Here is a 16,606-nt window from a genome sequence, read left to right as displayed (position 1 = left end):
GCTACATGCCCTTGCCAGTACGCTGCCACTTCGCCAGCCTTGCCCATCGCGCTCTCCCGTGAAAACCTCGAGAGGGTGCGGCAACTGGCACTGGATTGGTAGGTGGGCCCGATGGACGCTTACAACGAAACTGCAAGCACTTACCTTGAAGATCAATGGAAAAACATCGGCTCATGGTTGGAAAACTTCACTCGCCGCCTGCCAACCAATTTCGAGGCAATGAGGTCTGTCTTCAAGCCCGTCCGCGATTCCGCCTCTGGCGAAATCATCTCCGCCGGCTTCGATATTGAAGCGAGAGTGGCGGATATGGGCGATGTCCGAACGGTCCTGACGGGCATTGTCGACAAGATCGAGAAGAGCGAGAAGAACAGCGAAAACCTAGGCAACGATGAAGCCCTTCGCTCCCGCTATACGAAATACATGAGGAAGGAAATCCGTGAGGAGTTCTACAAGAATGTCATTCTCGAGCCGACCATTCGCGTATGTATACCATCCATCAGCCACAAATCTCTCAAGCTTGAAAAGAACATGGTTTCTTCTGGTCAGGGAGTCGCGATGTCCCTGCTTTGGATCGTGAAGATGGCTGACTATGTGACGGAACGGGAACTTCAACGGCAGAATGTCAGCAATGCCGCTCGCAGACGAGTCCGCAGCATGAGAACGCAGTTCGTCATAATTGACGGAGCCTTCTCGCACCTCTCTGACAAGCGTCTCATCACGGATGCCTTGGATAGCGTCAAAGGCAAGCGAGGCAAGTTCCAACTTATCATCACGGGGCATGAACCCAACTACAAGAATGATTTTGCGTATTTCCCGTCCTATGTCGTTGCTCGGGAAATCGGTGGAAACCTGATGTATGCGGAAAACGAAACCAGACGCCTACTTGTCCCCGAGGAGGTCGGTTCTCGTCTGGGAGCGATGGAAGTTTCTTCGTTCCATAAACTGACGGATGCGGCATGAACATTGAGGAAAAGGTCATCGCAGCCCTTTGGACGCTGATAAGAGGGCGGGACTTCCTACAAGGCAAGGGCTTGGTCAGACGCGTCGCGGAAAAGGCTGGTATCGATTCGTTGGAAGCCAAGATGACCTTGGGCAAATTGGCGCGCAAGAAAATCATCGTCGGCGTTTCAGAAAAAGGAGAAGTTCTTGGAAGGGTATACCTGACGATTGAAGCCCCCAAACGCGAGGAGCCTGGCTCTCTCATCAGATGGCGGGAAGCTCTTCGTGCGATAAAAATGGATGAGCGCGAAGCGGAGACGCTTGCTCCGTGCCATGACAGGTTGGACGGTTTTTCGGATGCCGACATGCGAGACCTCGCAAGCGGCCTGAAAGGTCTAAAATCGGCTCAAGAAACGGAAGTAAATACGCCTCGCTTCGTCGTCTCGGCGAAGTATCTCCTCGGTTCATCCAAGATGCTTGGGAACCTTCCTGCACCCTCCTTGAAAGCCTTCGGTATCGATATTGACGCCTTCCCTGATGCCATTCCTCAAGTGGTTGTCGCCGGTCCTGAAAATCCCGAGGCGGTCTTGCTCATCGAGAACCCGCACTCATTTGAAGAAGCCATTGCCGCAGGCTGTGCCGACAGAATCGCCCTCATCGTCACCTACGGGTATGGGCTTTCCCGTTCAGGAGAGGCATACGGCAACAGCCTTACGGAAGCAGTCGCCCAAGCAGACAGACTTGTTCCCCTGATTAGAAAGGGCAATCCACCATCTCCGAAAACGCTTCTTGGACACCCCAAGATCCTGTTTTGGGGAGATTTGGACCGAGAGGGACTACGCATTTACGCCAGCCTTCGTAACGGGCTTCCAGCTCTTCGGGCGAGTGCCCTATATCACCCGATGTGCGTAGCGATGGAAAGAGGAATCTCGCATCCCTACGCCAAGGCGACAGCCAAGGAAAAGCAAGGAACGACGGAGCATGTCCCCGAGGATGCAACACCCTTGGCTTCCATCTGCTTGGATAGAGGTGTCGACCAGGAAACAGTTAGCCGTGAGGAAATCGCAAAGCTTGCTTCCATCTCGCTCGGACAGGTAGAGCAAGGGAAATGCCAACGATAGCAAAGCGAAAGACCGAGGCAGGCAACAAGACTCCATGCCGAGATGACAGTAGACCGGTGAATGTCAAGTTAGTTGTCGGGTGAACTCATGCTGCCATTGGCCCATTCTGGGTGGTGGTGGAGAAATCCGGCGGCGCGTACCTGACAGGGGACACCGAGGGTAGCGCGTTGTTCATGTTCCTGGCAAGTCTCTCGTCGTTCCATCGGCAGCTGGCAGACTGAGCAGCGCCCGCAGACCACCGAGCGGGGAATCGGCGAGCCGCAGCCCACCGCCGTAGACTTGAGCCAGATCGCCGACGATCGACAGGCCCAGCCCACTGCCCGGCACCTGTTGATCGGCCCGCACGCCCCGGCGCAGAACCGCATCGCGCTGGCCAGCGGCAATCCCCTGGCCATCGTCGTCGATCGCGATCGTCAGCCCGCCCGACTCGAGCCGGGCCTCGATCTCGACCCGGCCAGCCGTCCATTTGCAGGCGTTGTCCAGCAAATTGCCGAGCATTTCCTGCAAGTCCTGCTCTTCGCCGCGAAAAACCAGATCCGGAGAAATCGGATGCAACACCAGTTCCAGATCGCGCCCGGCGTGAATCCGTCGCATGGCGCGCAACAGCCCCTCGAGAACCGGCCCCAGTGCCGTTCGCGCACCGGCCAGGCGCCCGGCCGCGGCGGCCTGGGCTCGCGCCAGATGGTAGTGCACCTGTCGGCGGGCCGCGTCGACCTGCGTCGCGACCAAGCGCGCGAGTTCATCGTCGCGACCGGCGGCGGCATTGCCCAGGATGGCGAGCGGCGTCTTCAGGGCGTGCGCGAGATTGCCCGCCTGCGTGCGAGCGCGCTCGACGACCTCGGCGTTGTGCGCCAGGACGCTGTTGAAGTCGTCGACCAGCGGCGCGATTTCGGCCGGAAAATCGCCTTCCAGGCGCGGCGTCCTGCCACTACGCAGATGGCCGAGGGCGGCGCGCAACTCGCGCAGCGGTGCCAGTCCGACACGTACCTGAACCAGTGCGGCAATCACCAGACCTCCGGCCAGCAAACCAAGGGCAAGCCACAGGGCGCTGTCGAAACGCGTGGCCGGATCGATCATCAAACGCTCGTCGGCCGCCACGATGAGGCGGAACTCGCGCGCCGCGGTTTCGGGGCGTTCGTCGACTTTGACGCGGCGTTCTATCACTTCCAGCCGTGTTCCCGCCGGACCGTCGAGCCGATGGCGGTGCACTTCGCCGTCGGCTGGAGCATCGACTGGTGCCGCCAGAACATGATCCCAGAGCGACCGCGACCGCGACCGCCGCGGCCCGGGCGTCCCGGCAGCGCCGCCGCTCGCCAGATCGTCGATCTGCCAGTAGAGGCCGGAATACGGACGCTCCAGGCGCGGGTCGCTCAAGGGTACCGACAGCGCCGGCCACCCTTGCTCATCGATCGTCAGATGCGCGGTCAGTTGGTCGAGATGGGTTTTCAGTTCGGCTTGAAACTGCTCCGCCAAATGCTGGCGGAACAGACCGCCGAGGCCCCAGCCGGCCACGACGACCGAGGCGACGATCCAGAACATAGTGCCGGCGAGCAGGCGAATGCGCAGCGATCCGCGCCACGCGCCACGCCTCATCGCGGCGCGCTCAACCGGTAGCCGAGGCCGCGCACGGTTTCGATCAAACCCGGAGGAAGTTTCTTGCGCAAACGGGCAATGAAGACCTCGACCGTGTTCGAGTCGCGATCGAAGTCTTGTGCGTAGATGTGTTCGACCAGGTCGCTGCGCGACACCACTTCGTCGCGATGATGCATCAGGTAGGCCAATACGCGGTATTCATGGCTGGTCAGTGTCAAGACCCGGCCATCGATCGCCACGCGGCCTTGGCGAGTGTCCAGCGTCAACGGACCGCAAGCCAGTTCGGCGCTGGCGTGGCCGCCGGCGCGGCGAATCAGCGCGCGCAGGCGGGCGAGCAGTTCTTCCATGTGAAAGGGCTTGCTCAGATAGTCATCGGCCCCGGCGTCGATGCCGGCCACCTTCTCGTGCCAGCCGTCACGCGCGGTCAGAATCAGGACCGGCATGTCTCGAGCGGCGGCACGCCACTTCCTGAGGACGGTCAGACCGTCGATCTGCGGCAGGCCGAGGTCGAGGACGACCGCGTCGTACGGGCTGCTGTCTCCCAAATGGTGGGCATCCACGCCGTCGGCCGCCGCATCGACGACATAGCCTGCGGCCCGCAGTCCGGCGACCACTTGGCGGCGCAGAATAGCGTCGTCTTCGACGACGAGCAGGCGCATCAGTGTCCGCCGGCATGCTGGCCGGGCGGGTCGCCGGCGGCGCGTTCGCGGGTGGCGAGAATGCTGCCGTCCCGCGCGTCGACTTTCAGCTTCACGAGCGCGCCGCCGCTGCGCAAGGTCTTGATCTCATATATCCAGCGACCTCCGTCGCGCTCGAGTTCGACCTCCAGAACTTGCCCGGGATAGCGGCGTTCGACACGCTCGATGATCACCCGCAGCGGGAGAACCTCGCCCGCTTCGAGCGCCCGGCGAGCGCGATCGTGGTCGTGGTCGCGCCCGCCGTCGGTCCGACCGCCGGCAGGCCAGGCGAGCGCTGAGGCGGCGGCGAGGTGAATCAGCCAAAACCGAATGTCGCTAGTCATTCAGGACTTCCGGCTCACTGTGCCCTGGCGCCTCCCATACCCATGCCCGGCCCCGGGCCTCTGCCTGCCGCTTGCTGGTGGGCGGCAAACTCGGTGGGGCTGATCGAGCCATCGCCGTCCTTGTCGATCTCGGCAAACGACGGGGCGCCAGCCATCCCGCGCATCGGCCGGCCGGCACGCTGCGCCTGTCTTTCGCTGCGCGTCGCCTCGAACTCCTGCTGGGTGATCTTGCCGTCACCATCGCGATCGAAATCGGCAAACGTCGGCCTGGCCATTCCCGGCCCGCCGGGCGGGCGATTTCCCGGGCTCGCCGTGGCTGGCGAGGTGGTCGCCCGACTGTCGGGCGGAGTATCGGCGGCGGCCGCCAGGCTGCCGGCCAGGCACAGGGTTGCAGCCCATAGCCAGAAAGAATTCTTCAGCATCACTCCATCTCCTCTAGCAAATTGGTCGCTGCGCAGAACTGGTGAGCGCCGCAGGACCACCGCTCTTCTTTATACGCTTCAAGGGCTGAACGCAAGATGAACAGGCGGTTCAGCAACGGTTCAGCGACGGTTTGGCAAAGTAGCGCCAAATCGAAGCAATAAGGAAACCCTCATGAACTCTCCGCAGGCCAGCCTTCTGACCCTGGCGATCGCGCTGTCGCTCGCCGCGCTACCACCTGGTGCCGCCGCACGTGACGTACTGCTGGCCGATTATGCCGTGACGGCGAAGAAGGACGACCCGGCGTTTGCCGGATTCTCGGCCGCCCGCGGCGAAGCCTTTCACCGCAAGCGTTTTGCCGGAGGCAAACCGGACAGCCCGGCGTGCACGAGCTGCCATGCCGACGATCCGCGCGCGGCTGGCCGAACGCCGGCCGGCAAGACGATCGACGCCGTCGCCGTATCGGTCAGTTCGACGCGCTACCTCGATCCGGCAAAGGTCGAGAAATGGTTCAGGCGCAACTGCCAGGACGTACTCGGCCGTGAATGCCGCGCGCAGGAGAAGGGCGACTGGTTGAGCTACATGCTCAGTCGCTAAATAAACGAGCACCGCCTGCTCCAGGAGAAACCGATGACCATCCCCTATCGACCGATCGCCTTCGGCCTTTTCGCTCTGGCTTTTGCGGCGCTGCTCTTGGAGCGGGCGCAGGCGGGCGGCAGCCATTTCTTTCCACCGGTATCGGATCCCGTCGTCAGGGAAGAATGCGGCAGTTGCCACCTCGCTTTCGCGCCGTCGATGTTGCCAGCCAGATCCTGGCAGCGCATGGCCGGCGACCTGAAGAACCATTTCGGCGACGACGCCAGCGTCGATACCGCGAGCACCGCCCGGATCGCCGATTATCTTGTCGCCAACGCCGCCGATACGGGCGGCTGGCGCCACGGCGGGAAGCTGCTGCGCGCCGTCCCGGCCGCTGACACGCCGCTCAGGATCACCGAATTGCCACGCTGGGTGAAGGAACACCGCCAGGTTTCGGCACGCGACTGGAAGGAAGCGCGCAGCAAGGCCAACTGCCCGGCCTGTCACCGCGGCGCCGAACGGGGTTACTACGATGATTGACCGCCCCGTCCGCCGGCTGGCCAGCCGTCCGGCCCTAAACAAGTGCCCGGCCGACGTACGATGAAAACGGGACTTGCCCTGCTCGTCTGCCTGGTCGCGCTGGCCTGGGGCTGGGACGTGGTGTCCGTCGCCGCGCCGGCGGGCGCCACCGGCCCGTGGATCCTGCGCCAGCAGGGCCTCTACCTCAGCGGGCTGTTGTCGATCGCCCTGATGTCGCTGGTTATGCTCCTGGCGACCCGGCCCGTGTGGCTCGAGGGGCCGCTCGGCGGCCTGGACCGGGTCTATCGCACGCACAAGTGGGCGGCCATCCTGGCTTGCGCCAGCGCCGCGCTGCATTGGTCCGTGGAACTGTCGAGCGACCTCCTGAAAGCGTTCATCGGGCGCGCCGGGCGCTGGCCGAAAGAGAACTACGGCGGCTGGCACGAAGGACTGCGCGACCTCGCCAAAGACCTCGGCGAATGGGCCATCTACGCTGTCCTGGCCATGCTGCTGCTTACCCTGTGGCAGCGCTTTCCCTATCGCCAGTGGCGAATCCTGCACCGTCTGATGCCGCTCCTCTACCTGACGCTGGCCTTCCACGCCGTGTTGCTGGCGCCTGCCGGCTATTGGCGGCAGCCGGTCGGCCTCTTGCTCGCCCTGCTCATCGGCGGCGGCATTTACGGCAGCGTGTGCTCGCTGCGCGGACGCATCGGTCGGGCTCGCCAGTTCGCCGGCGAGATTCTGGCCGTCACCCCGCCGGCGCCAGACGTTCTCGACGTTCGCTGCCGTCTCGATCGACGCTGGCCCGGGCATCGACCCGGCCAGTTCGCCTTCGTCAGCTTCGCCGACCGCGAGGGCCAGCATCCCTTCACGATCGCGGGCGCCGATCGGGGCGACTGCGAAGTCTCGTTCGCCATCAAGGCGTTAGGCGATTACACAAGCCGCCTGCGTGGACGCCTTGCCGCCGGACAGCCAGTGACAGTCGAAGGCCCCTATGGGCGCTTCGACTTCGCTCGCCGCCACGTCGACGCCGAGCAGATCTGGATCGCCGCCGGCATCGGTGTGACACCCTTCCTAGCTTGGCTCGAAGCACTGCAGGCGCGGCCCGACGACGTTCCCGCCGCCGAGTTGCACTACTGCAGCCGCGACCTCGAGAGCGACCCCTTCGTCACCCGCCTCAAATCGCTCTGCTCGTCGCTGCCGACCATCCGTCTGCAATTGCACGGCGCTCGGCAAGGCCAACGACTCGGTGCGAGCCAGCTGGTCGCCGGCAAGGACGTCCGGCGGCCGGCCGAAGTCTGGTTCTGCGGCCCGCAGGGACTCGCCGACGCGCTGCACGATGACCTGCGCGCCCTTTGGCGCGGCCGGCTGTCTTTCCATCAGGAAGCCTTCGTTCTACGCTAGCGGCGGCTCTGTCAGCGATCGTCGAGCGCCGGCACCGCCTGCTCGATTGACCGCCACCGCCGCCGGAGATACTCTCGCCAACAACCTTCCGTTCGCCACCGCACTTCTTATTCTCTCTCGCCATGAAACCTCGACGCCTCCACACCCTGCACCGGCTTGCGGCTGGCACCGCCTCCGCGGCTCCGCTGCTTTTCGTCCATGGCGGCTATGCCACGGCCGCGTGCTGGAACGAGTACTTTCTGCCCTGGTTCAGCCGCCGCGGCTTCGACTGTCATGCGCTCGACCTGTCGGGCCACGGCCGCAGCGAGGGCCGCGAAAGGCTCGACGCCTTCGGCATCGACGACTATGTGCAGGACCTGGCACAGGTGGCCGAAGACCTCGACGAAGCGCCGATCCTGATCGGTCACTCGATGGGCAGCGTCGTCGTCGAACGCTTTCTTGAGCGCCATCCGGCACGCGCGGCGATTCTCATGGCGCCGGTGCCGGCTACCGGCATCCTCGGCGCGACGCTCAAGATCGCCTTCAGCGAACCGTCCTTTTTCAGCCGGCAGGCGCGAGCCACGCGCGGCGAGTACAACGAGCAGACGCTGGAGACGATGCGCGAGGTGTACTACTCGCCGGAAACCCGCAGCGAGGACCTGCTGCGCTTCGGCGCGCTGTTCCAGGGCGAATCGCGTCGCGCGTTGATGGACCTGACGCTGTTGGCGATGCGCTTTCCGCGACCGCGGCCGAAACTGCCGGTTCTCGTCGTCGGCGGCCAGGCGGACGCCGTCTTTCCTCCCGAGCTGCTGGCGTACACCGCCGCTCGCTGGCAGGCCGAGGTGGCAGTCATTCCACGTGCCGGCCACACCTTGATGCTCGACGCTCACTGGCAGGCGGCCGCCGGGCGTTTGGCCGAGTGGCTCGACCGGCTGGCATGACTTGACTCGCCGGTTGGCAGGTGCCGCGGCGCCTTCAGGGTCGCCAGCCGGCCAGCGCCCTGGCCAGGCGTTGCCATTCGGGCTCGGCGCCAGGCAGGCCAAAGCGCAGCAGGTCGTGCGCCGGAAAATGCCGGGTCAGGATCGCCTGTCGCGCGAGGTGTTCGTAGAGCGTGCCACTGTGCGTTGTCGTCAGGGTGGCGAACAGAGCGCAGCCGCTCACTTCGCCGAGCGGCGCCAGGAGCGCTGCCAAGCGCGTCCCGGCGGCACTCAGTTCGCTGCGCGTCTGCGTTTGCCAGGCGGTATCGGCCAGCGCCTGCCGGGCAACCCGGCGCGCCGGGCCGGAGAGCGGCCATGGACCGATCGCTTCGCGCAACTCCTCGATCTTGTCGCGCACTCCGAAGGCGAAGCCGACGCGCGCTCCGGCCAGTCCGAAAAACTTGCCGAGCGAGCGCAGGGCGATCAGGTTCGGCGCCTCCGGGCCACCTGCCAGCGCCGTCACGCACTGGCCGGGCGTAGCGTCGCCAAAGGCTTCGTCGACGATCAGCCAGCCGCCGCGGCGTCGCAGTTGCGCTGCCGCTTCGAGCAGGGCGGCCGCCGGCAAGGTGCCGGCCGTCGGGTTGTTGGGGTTGCAGAGCACGACGATCGGCGTCGCTGCCGCCAGAGCGCCGGCCAGTCCGCGTGCCACTGGCAGGCGACGCAGCTGGTGGCCGGCGCGCTGCCAGGCCAGCGGATGCTCCTCGTAGATCGGCGTCAGGCAGGCGACGACGACCGGCCGGAACAGTGCCGGCAGCGACTGGATCGCCGCCTGCGAGCCGGGCAAGGCGATTCCGCGGTCGCTGCCGTAGTAGGCCGCCGCCGCCGCGTCGAGGCCATCGTCGTCCTCCGGCAAGCGGCGCCAGCAGTCGGGCTCGATCGCCGGTATCGGATAGGTGCGCGGATTGATGCCGGTCGACAGGTCCAGCCAGTCACTCAGCGCCGCGCCGCCGTAGGGCGCGTACTGCCGTGCCGCCGCACGCAGACGGCCACCGTGTTCAAGCACGCACCAAGCCCCCGCAGAACAGCACCGCGAGCCACAGCAGCAGGCCGCCGCGCAACAGGCGCAGCGCGCGCACGATGTCCTCGCCACCTGCCGGCCGCCCCTCGCCAAGCCTCGGCCGGTCCTCAAGCCGACCGTGATAGACCGCCGGGCCGCCGAGCGAGAGACCTAGGCTGCCGGCGCCGGCGGCCATCACCGGACCGGCATTGGGGCTTTTCCAACGCGGCGCCTGCGCGCGCCAGCAACGCAGCGCGGTGCGCGTGCGGCCGCACAGGGCGTAGGTCAAGGCGGTCAGCCGGGCCGGAAGATAGTTCAGGACATCGTCGGCCCGCGCCGCGGCCCAGCCGAACTCGGCGAAGCGTGGGTTGTGGTAGCCCCACATCGCGTCGAGCGTGTTGGCCAGCCGGAAGAGGACGGCCCCCGGTCCGCCGAGCAGCGCGAACCAGAAGAGCGCTCCGAAAACAGCGTCGTTGCCGTTTTCGAGCGTCGATTCGATGCAGGCGCCGGCCACTGCCGAGGCATCGAGCCCCGCCGTTTGCCGCGAGACCATCCAGCCGACGTGCCGGCGCGCCGCGGCCAGGTCGTCGCTGGCCAGATCGGCAGCGACGCGGCGGGCGTGTTCGCCGAGGCTGCGTCCGCCGAGTGCCAGGTAGAGCAGGCCGGCGTCGATCAGCCAGCCGGCCAGGCCCGCCGGGACTACCCAGGCGACTAAGGCCACCGGCGGCAGGACAAGTAGCGACCACGCCAGCAGGCCACGCAGGCGGCGTCCGGAGCCGGCGTTGCAGGCGGCCTCGCAACGGCCGGCCAGGGCACCGAAACCGACCAGTGGATGCCAGCGCCGCGGCTCGCCCAGTAACCAATCGAGCCCGGCGCCGGCTATCGCCGCCAGCGGCAAAAAGAGCGCCTCGGGCACGCCGACGGCGAGGAATGGTGAAACGTCGGGGGTGAGCATGCGAGAATCGGGGCGTCGAAACCCGGATTCTACGATGAACGAGCACCGCACCCCCAGCCTGATGATTCAGGGCTGTACTTCCGATGCCGGCAAAAGCGTTCTGGTCACCGCGCTGTGCCGTATCCTGCGCCGCCGCGGCGTGCGCGTCGCGCCCTTCAAACCGCAGAACATGGCGCTCAATTCGGCGGTCACCAGCGACGGCGGCGAGATCGGCCGCGCTCAGGCTCTGCAGGCACTGGCCGCCGGCTTGCCGGCGCATTCCGATTTCAATCCGGTGCTGCTCAAACCGGCCACCGACCGACGCGCCCAGGTGATCGTCCACGGCAAGGTGCTGACCGACCTCGACGCACGCGATTACCAGGCCTACAAGCCGCGCGCCATGCAGGCCGTGCTGGAATCGTGGCGGCGTCTGACGGCACAGTACGAGTGCCTGCTCGTCGAAGGTGCCGGCAGCCCGGCCGAGATCAACCTGCGCGAGCGCGACATCGCGAACATGGGTTTTGCCGAGGCGGTCGATTGCCCGGTGATCCTGATCGCCGACATCGACCGCGGCGGGGTTTTCGCGCATCTCTGCGGTACGCTGGACCTGTTGTCGCCGACCGAGCAGGAGCGCGTCAAGGGCTTCGTGATCAATCGATTCCGCGGCGACATCGGCCTGCTCGAAAGCGGCCTGAGCTGGCTCGAACGACGCACCGGCAAGCCCGTCCTGGGCGTTCTGCCGTATCTGCACGGCCTCTATCTCGACGCCGAGGATGCCGTACCGCGCGCCGCAATGCGCAAGGAAGGGGCAGCGTTGCGCGTCGCCGTCCCGGCCTACCCGCGCATCTCGAATCACAACGACCTCGACCCCTTGCGTTTCCACCCGGAAGTCGACTTCCGCTTCGTCGGCCCGCACGAGCTGCCGCCGGCCTGTGATCTCATCGTCCTGCCGGGTTCGAAGGCCGTACAGGCCGACCTCGCCTGGTTGCGCAACCAGGGCTGGGAGGAAGCGATTCGCCGTCACCTGCGTTACGGCGGCAAGCTGATCGGCATCTGCGGCGGCCTGCAGATGCTCGGCCGCCAACTACACGACCCGCAGGGGCTCGAAGGGGCTCCGGGAAGCCTGCCCGGCCTCGGCTGGCTGGACTACGAAACGCGACTGGCAGCCGAAAAGACGCTGGAAAACGTCTCCGGCCACCTGTTGCTGCCGACTTCCCCGGCACTGGGCGGTTACCGCATTCACATGGGAGTGACGCGCGGTGCCGCCTTGGCGAGGCCGGCGGCGCTTCTCGCCGGCCGGCCCGATGGCGCGCTGTCGGACGATGGGCAGATTCTCGCCACCTATTGTCACGGCCTCTTCGACGCGCCTCCCGCACTGGCCGCGCTGCTCGCCTGGGCCGGCCACCGCCCGACGCAGGAGTTCGATCCAGGACAGCGGCGGGAAAACGACATCGACCGCCTGGCCGATGCCGTCGAGCGGCATCTGGACTGGCAGCGGCTGGCCGAGTGGCTGCCCATCGGACCCCGGCATCGCACACCCTGAAGACAACGGTGCCGCGGCATAGAGACGGCTGTCCAGTCATGCGGAGCGCATGACTGTGGGCGGCGAGGCAGCGAAGTTGTCGGACAGGGTAGACGAGATCTACCGCCGCGAATCGCGGCGCGTGCTGGCGACCCTGATCCGCCTGCTGGGCGATTTCGACCTCGCCGAGGAAGCTCTGCACGAGGCCTTCCGCGCCGCCGTCGAGCAGTGGCCGGCGCAAGGCGTGCCGGACAATCCGCGCGCCTGGCTGGTGTCGGCGGGCCGCTTCAAGGCCATCGACGCGATCCGCCGCGACGCCCGTTTCACCGCGCTAGACGAGGAACAGGCGGCGTCGATTGCCGACCCGGCGCCGGCCTGGGACGAAAGCGAAGCGATCGAGGATGACCGCCTGCGTCTCGTCTTTACCTGCTGCCACCCCGCTTTGGCGCCCGATGCCCAGGTGGCGCTCACCCTGCGCGAAGTCTGCGGCCTGACCACGGAGGAAATCGCCAGTGCCTTCCTCGTTTCGCCGACGACGCTGGCGCAGCGCATCGTGCGCGCCAAGGCCAAGATCCGTACGGCGCGCATCCCTTATCAGGTGCCCGAGCCGAACGAACTGCCGGCGCGGCTGGACAGCGTGTTGCGCGTGGTCTATCTCGTGTTCAACGAAGGTTACAACGCCAGCACCGGCAGCGCCCTCACGCGCCACGACCTCAGTAGCGAAGCCATTCGCCTCGGCCGCCTGCTGCTGGCGCTGTTGCCCGTGCCCGAGGTGAAGGGCCTGCTCGCACTCATGCTGCTGCACGAATCGCGGCGCGGCACGCGCGTCTCGGCGGAGGGCGCCCCGGTGCTGCTCGACGCGCAGCATCGTGGCAGTTGGGACAGGGCGCTGATCGGCGAAGGCCAGTCGCTCGTCGAAGAGGCGCTGCGCGAGCGTCACGCCGCCAATCCGCCCCGGGCTCTGAGCTCCTACACGCTGCAAGCCGCCATTTCCGCCGTGCATGTCGAGGCCGCGAGCGCCGCGGATACCGACTGGGAACAGATCGTCGGCCTCTACGATGTGCTGCTGCATGTCGAGGCCTCGCCCGTCGTCGCGCTCAACCGCGCTGTCGCGATCGCCATGCGCGACGGCCCGGCCGCCGGGCTGGCGCTGATCGATGCACTGCTAGATGAAGGCGAACTCGACGCTTACCGCCTTGCTCACGCTGCTCGCGCCGACCTCTGCCGCCGGCTGGGGCGGGTGGAGGAGTCAAGGGCGGCGTATCGGCGCGCGCTGGAACTGACGCAGTCGGAACCGGAGCGGCGGTTCATTGAGGGAAGGTTGGCGGAATTGGATGTAAAGGGGGAGGCCGAGCGGCATTGACAACTAACTTTTGGCCGAAGCCGCGGCAAACGACAAGGATAGGCAACGACATCCACTTGCCTGGAAGCGCCCGCCATCGGCGCCGCGATGTTCGCCGACCCGCCTGGACTCGAGCGCGATCGGCAACGCCTTATCGACCGATTTTAGACCCTGTCGATTTGGCCGTTTGACGAACGACCAGGAATGAATCAAGCAAACAGCACTCCAAGGAGAAGCCATGAACTATCTCTGCCTGGTCTACGCTGATGAAAAGCGTCTCGAAGAGATTGATGACCGCGAATGTCTTGCCTGCGGCGACACGATGCGCGCCAGCGGCCATTATCTTGGCGGTGCGCCGCTGTACCCGGTGAGCATGGCGACCACCTTGCGCGTGCGCGACGGCAAGGTCGCCATTACCGACGGTCCATTCGCCGAAACCAAGGAGCAGCTCACTGGCTTCTACATGCTGGAGGCGGCCGATCTCGACGAGGCACTTAAGCTGGCGGCGACCATCCCGCCCGCCCGTGTCGGCAGCATCGAGGTGCGGCCAGTGCGCCAATTGGTGCCGGGCAAGCGCGGTGGCAAGCCGGAGCCACAGTAGAAAAATCATTCGCTATTCCGGTCGAAAACGGCGCTGGCCGTTCGACTAAAGGCAAAGACAAACAATACCTCAAACCCCCTTTGAAGGAGAGTCTCATGGCCACCGGAACCGTCAAGCTGCATCGCGTCATGCGCGCGAAGCCGGAGAAGGTGTTTCGCGCTTTCACCAATCCCGATGCCGTGGCGCGCTGGCTGCCGCCCAACGGCTATACCTGCCAGGTAGACCATCTCGATGCCCGGGTAGGCGGCACATTCCGCATGACCTTCACCAATTTCAGCACCGGCAACGGCCACGCCTTCGGCGGCTCCTATCTGGAGCTGGTGTCCAACGAGCGCCTCCGCTATTCGGACAAATTCGACGCTCCCAACTTGCCGGGCGAGATGGTCACCACCGTGTCCCTGCGCGCCGTGTCCTGTGGCACCGAGTTGGTCGCGGTGCAGGAGGGCATTCCTGAAATAATCCCCACCGAGCTTTGCTACCTCGGCTGGCAGGAATCGCTCGATGCGCTGGCACGGCTGGTCGAGCCCGAAATTCCGGATTGAGGAGAACGGGATGAGCGACGATTGCCCGAGGAAAGCGGTTGGCTGGTTCGAAATCGTCGTTGACGACACGCCACGTGCCAAGGCGTTCTACCCGACGGTGTTCGGCGCCCAGCTTATCCCGCTCGAAGGCGCCGGCCAGCCGCCGCATTTACCGGCAGAAGACATCGATCGGACAGTACCGCCACATCGCGCTCGTGGTCGATGCCGAAGGCAACATGATCGGCCAGCATTCGATGTCGTAATGCCAGATTTCTTGAGGAGACCGCAATGTCAATCCAACCCTATCTGTTTTTCGACGGCCGTTGCGAAGAGGCCATCGGCTTTTACCGGCAGGCGCTCGGCGCCGAGCTCGAAGTGCTGCTGCACTACCGCGAGGCGCCGGAGAAAGGCCCGGGCATGCTGGAGGACTACGACGACAAGGTGATGCATTGCTGCCTGCGCGTCGGCGAGGCGACACTGATGATGGCCGACGACTGTATGGGTCATCCGAATTTCCAGGGCTTCTCGCTCTCGCTGCAGGCGGCGAATGAAGCCGAGGCGCGGCGGCGCTTTGATGCGCTGGCGGCGGGCGGCAAGGTCGTCATGCCGCTCGGTGAAACTTTTTTCTCGCCCTGCTTCGGCATGGTGGCGGATCGCTTCGGTGTGTCGTGGATGGTCATCGTTCCCCAGCCCGAGGCCAGCTCGACATGAAGGAAGTCTACGCACAGCCAAGTGAGGCTGTTGAAAAGCTTGCCGCAACGGCGCGCCTATGTGGAAGCTATCTCCCAGTGAGCGGGGGCGGCGCCGCGTATCGCCGCGGCACGCGCCAGCCTGCAGGCGACGGGGTGGGGCGATGAAATACCTTTGCCTGGCCTACGAGGCCGAAGCCACCTTCAAACGGATGCCGCGCGCCGAGTGGGACGCGGTGCGCGAGGAGACTCTGACCTATGTTCAGGCATTGCGCCAAAGCGGGCACCTGGTCGACGCACGGGCGCTGCGCAGTGCGTCGTCGGCCGTGACCTTGAAGGTGCGCGACGGCCGCCTCTTGGTGACCGACGGGCCCTTCATCGAAACCAAGGAACAGCTCGGCGGCTTTTTCCTGGTCGAGGCGCGCGACTTCGACGAGGCGATCCAGATCGCGGCCCGGTGGCCGGGTGCGCGCTATGGCGAAATCGAGCTGCGGCCGGTGGAAGAAGGACTGCCCGAAGACGCCAGGTACTGAACTGGAGGATCGTTAAATCTGGCCTGAAGATCAACGCGGTGACGGATAGAGGAAATTCACGATGAGCAAGAACACGATCTGTCTGTGGTACGACCACGATGCGGAGGAAGCCGCGCGCTATTATGCGCGAACCTTCCCGGACAGTGCGGTCAAGGCGGTGCATCGTGCGCCGTCTGACTATCCCGGCGGCAAGGCGGGCGATGTGTTGACGGTCGAATTCACCGTCTGCGGCCTGCCCTGTCTCGGCCTCAACGGAGGCGACGTCTTCCGGCACAGCGAGGCGTTTTCGTTCCAGATCGCAACGGATGACCAGGCCGAGACCGACCGTTACTGGCGCGCGATCGTCGCCAACGGTGGCATGGAAAGCAACTGCGGCTGGTGCAAGGACAGGTGGGGCCTGTCGTGGCAGATCACGCCGCGCGTCCTGACCGAGGCACTCGCCACGGGTGGCGACGTGGCGAGGCGTGCGTTCGAAGCCATGATGGCCATGCGGAAGATCGACATCGCCGCGATCGAGGCGGCGGTACGCGGGGGTGAGGCGGTATCGACATGAGCCTCGTCCTTTACGCTCATCCCTCGTATTGACGGCCGACCGCGCGGCGGCGCCGTCGCGGTTCTATGCCGACTGGACCTATCCGATCGCCGACACCTGAATACGTCGAATGCGTTGCCGACGACGTCAAGCCGGTGAAATGGACTTCCCTCCCGCAGGCGGTAAAGCCAAACGAAGGCGAGGTGGTATTGTTTTCCTGGATCGTTTACCAGTCGCGCAAGCGGCGCAACACGGTGAACGCCAAGATGATAGTGATAGCGGACCACAAGTTGGCGTAGCGGCATGGCCGCGCGTGGTTCAAGCGTGACTTGCGCCGCCGGCGGTTCGCGGCAACGAGTACGGCAGGTTTTCGCGTCGGGCTTCGG

Annotated in this window: 19 protein-coding genes and 1 pseudogene; 14 read left to right on the top strand and 6 right to left on the bottom strand. The window is 65.4% G+C overall.

Going from position 1 to position 16,606, the window contains the following annotated elements; translation table 11 throughout:
* The first annotated feature begins 111 nt into the window (after positions 1–111).
* Entirely contained in the window at positions 112–960 is an 849-nt protein-coding gene (locus Q1M07_RS16275) for a hypothetical protein (protein ID WP_300455375.1), read from the top strand.
* A complete protein-coding gene (locus Q1M07_RS16270) occupies positions 957–2,060 on the top strand; it encodes a Wadjet anti-phage system protein JetD domain-containing protein (protein ID WP_300455373.1) in 1,104 nt (367 codons plus the stop codon). Before Q1M07_RS16275 ends, Q1M07_RS16270 begins: the two co-directional genes overlap by 4 nt.
* A gap of 171 nt (positions 2,061–2,231) precedes the next feature.
* Here the strand turns inward: Q1M07_RS16270 and Q1M07_RS16265 are convergent, their stop codons facing one another.
* From Q1M07_RS16265 to Q1M07_RS16250, 4 genes are read right to left on the bottom strand one after another with little or no spacing between them, the layout of a single operon-like run.
* On the bottom strand, positions 2,232–3,653 hold the full coding sequence (locus Q1M07_RS16265) for a sensor histidine kinase (protein WP_300455371.1): 1,422 nt from the start codon (positions 3,651–3,653) through the stop codon (positions 2,232–2,234).
* Positions 3,650–4,312 carry a response regulator transcription factor gene (locus Q1M07_RS16260; RefSeq protein WP_300455368.1) on the bottom strand — a complete coding sequence of 221 codons (663 nt, stop codon included), beginning with the start codon at positions 4,310–4,312 and terminating at the stop codon, positions 3,650–3,652. The genes Q1M07_RS16265 and Q1M07_RS16260 overlap by 4 nt, the downstream gene beginning before the upstream one ends.
* Positions 4,312–4,674 (bottom strand): PepSY domain-containing protein, encoded by a 363-nt coding sequence (locus tag Q1M07_RS16255; protein WP_300455365.1) that lies wholly within the window; start codon positions 4,672–4,674, stop codon positions 4,312–4,314. The genes Q1M07_RS16260 and Q1M07_RS16255 overlap by 1 nt, the downstream gene beginning before the upstream one ends.
* Before the next feature lie 14 nt (positions 4,675–4,688).
* Positions 4,689–5,096: an EF-hand domain-containing protein gene (locus Q1M07_RS16250; protein WP_300455362.1), complete on the bottom strand. Its 408-nt coding sequence runs from the start codon at positions 5,094–5,096 to the stop codon at positions 4,689–4,691.
* 172 nt (positions 5,097–5,268) lie between these two features.
* Between Q1M07_RS16250 and Q1M07_RS16245 the strand changes: the two genes are divergently transcribed.
* The 4 genes from Q1M07_RS16245 (at position 5,269) to Q1M07_RS16230 (ending at position 8,513) form a co-directional block, all read left to right on the top strand.
* Positions 5,269–5,691: a DUF1924 domain-containing protein gene (locus Q1M07_RS16245; protein WP_300455359.1), complete on the top strand. Its 423-nt coding sequence runs from the start codon at positions 5,269–5,271 to the stop codon at positions 5,689–5,691.
* 33 nt (positions 5,692–5,724) lie between these two features.
* A complete protein-coding gene (locus tag Q1M07_RS16240; protein WP_300455356.1) occupies positions 5,725–6,210 on the top strand; it encodes a diheme cytochrome c in 486 nt (161 codons plus the stop codon).
* A 60-nt stretch (positions 6,211–6,270) separates the two neighbouring features.
* Positions 6,271–7,593, top strand: coding sequence for a ferric reductase-like transmembrane domain-containing protein (locus tag Q1M07_RS16235; RefSeq protein ID WP_300455353.1), 1,323 nt, complete (start codon positions 6,271–6,273; stop codon positions 7,591–7,593).
* Between the two features lie 122 nt (positions 7,594–7,715).
* A complete protein-coding gene (locus Q1M07_RS16230) occupies positions 7,716–8,513 on the top strand; it encodes an alpha/beta hydrolase (protein WP_300455350.1) in 798 nt (265 codons plus the stop codon).
* Positions 8,514–8,547: 34 nt separating this feature from the next.
* Here Q1M07_RS16230 and cobD read toward each other — a convergent pair whose 3' ends face one another.
* Both cobD and cbiB read right to left on the bottom strand, forming a co-directional pair.
* A complete protein-coding gene (gene cobD / locus Q1M07_RS16225; RefSeq protein WP_300455347.1) occupies positions 8,548–9,552 on the bottom strand; it encodes a threonine-phosphate decarboxylase CobD in 1,005 nt (334 codons plus the stop codon).
* Entirely contained in the window at positions 9,545–10,501 is a 957-nt protein-coding gene (gene cbiB, locus Q1M07_RS16220) for an adenosylcobinamide-phosphate synthase CbiB (protein WP_300455344.1), read from the bottom strand. Before cbiB ends, cobD begins: the two co-directional genes overlap by 8 nt.
* Positions 10,502–10,535: 34 nt before the next feature.
* Here cbiB and Q1M07_RS16215 point away from each other — a divergent pair, with 34 nt between their 5' ends.
* The 8 genes and pseudogenes from Q1M07_RS16215 to Q1M07_RS16175 form a co-directional block, all read left to right on the top strand.
* On the top strand, positions 10,536–12,023 hold the full coding sequence (locus Q1M07_RS16215; protein WP_300455341.1) for a cobyric acid synthase: 1,488 nt from the start codon (positions 10,536–10,538) through the stop codon (positions 12,021–12,023).
* Between the two features lie 49 nt (positions 12,024–12,072).
* Entirely contained in the window at positions 12,073–13,365 is a 1,293-nt protein-coding gene (locus Q1M07_RS16210) for an RNA polymerase sigma factor (protein WP_300455338.1), read from the top strand.
* Between the two features lie 217 nt (positions 13,366–13,582).
* Positions 13,583–13,945 carry a YciI family protein gene (locus Q1M07_RS16205; RefSeq protein WP_300455335.1) on the top strand — a complete coding sequence of 121 codons (363 nt, stop codon included), beginning with the start codon at positions 13,583–13,585 and terminating at the stop codon, positions 13,943–13,945.
* 95 nt (positions 13,946–14,040) lie between these two features.
* A complete protein-coding gene (locus Q1M07_RS16200; RefSeq protein WP_300455333.1) occupies positions 14,041–14,487 on the top strand; it encodes an SRPBCC family protein in 447 nt (148 codons plus the stop codon).
* A gap of 267 nt (positions 14,488–14,754) precedes the next feature.
* A complete protein-coding gene (locus Q1M07_RS16190) occupies positions 14,755–15,177 on the top strand; it encodes a VOC family protein (protein ID WP_300455330.1) in 423 nt (140 codons plus the stop codon).
* Positions 15,178–15,319: 142 nt separating this feature from the next.
* Positions 15,320–15,688: a YciI family protein gene (locus Q1M07_RS16185; protein ID WP_300455327.1), complete on the top strand. Its 369-nt coding sequence runs from the start codon at positions 15,320–15,322 to the stop codon at positions 15,686–15,688.
* 61 nt (positions 15,689–15,749) lie between these two features.
* Complete coding sequence (locus tag Q1M07_RS16180) at positions 15,750–16,241, top strand: VOC family protein (protein WP_300455324.1); 492 nt, start codon at positions 15,750–15,752, stop codon at positions 16,239–16,241.
* A gap of 98 nt (positions 16,242–16,339) precedes the next feature.
* Positions 16,340–16,513 (top strand): annotated as a pseudogene (locus Q1M07_RS16175) (DUF1428 family protein); the annotation flags it as partial.
* Between the last annotated feature and the right edge of the window lie 93 nt (positions 16,514–16,606).

The organism is Accumulibacter sp. (genome assembly GCF_029255285.1).
Taxonomy (GTDB): domain Bacteria; phylum Pseudomonadota; class Gammaproteobacteria; order Burkholderiales; family Rhodocyclaceae; genus Accumulibacter.
This window is presented reverse-complemented; position numbering and strand designations above follow the sequence as displayed.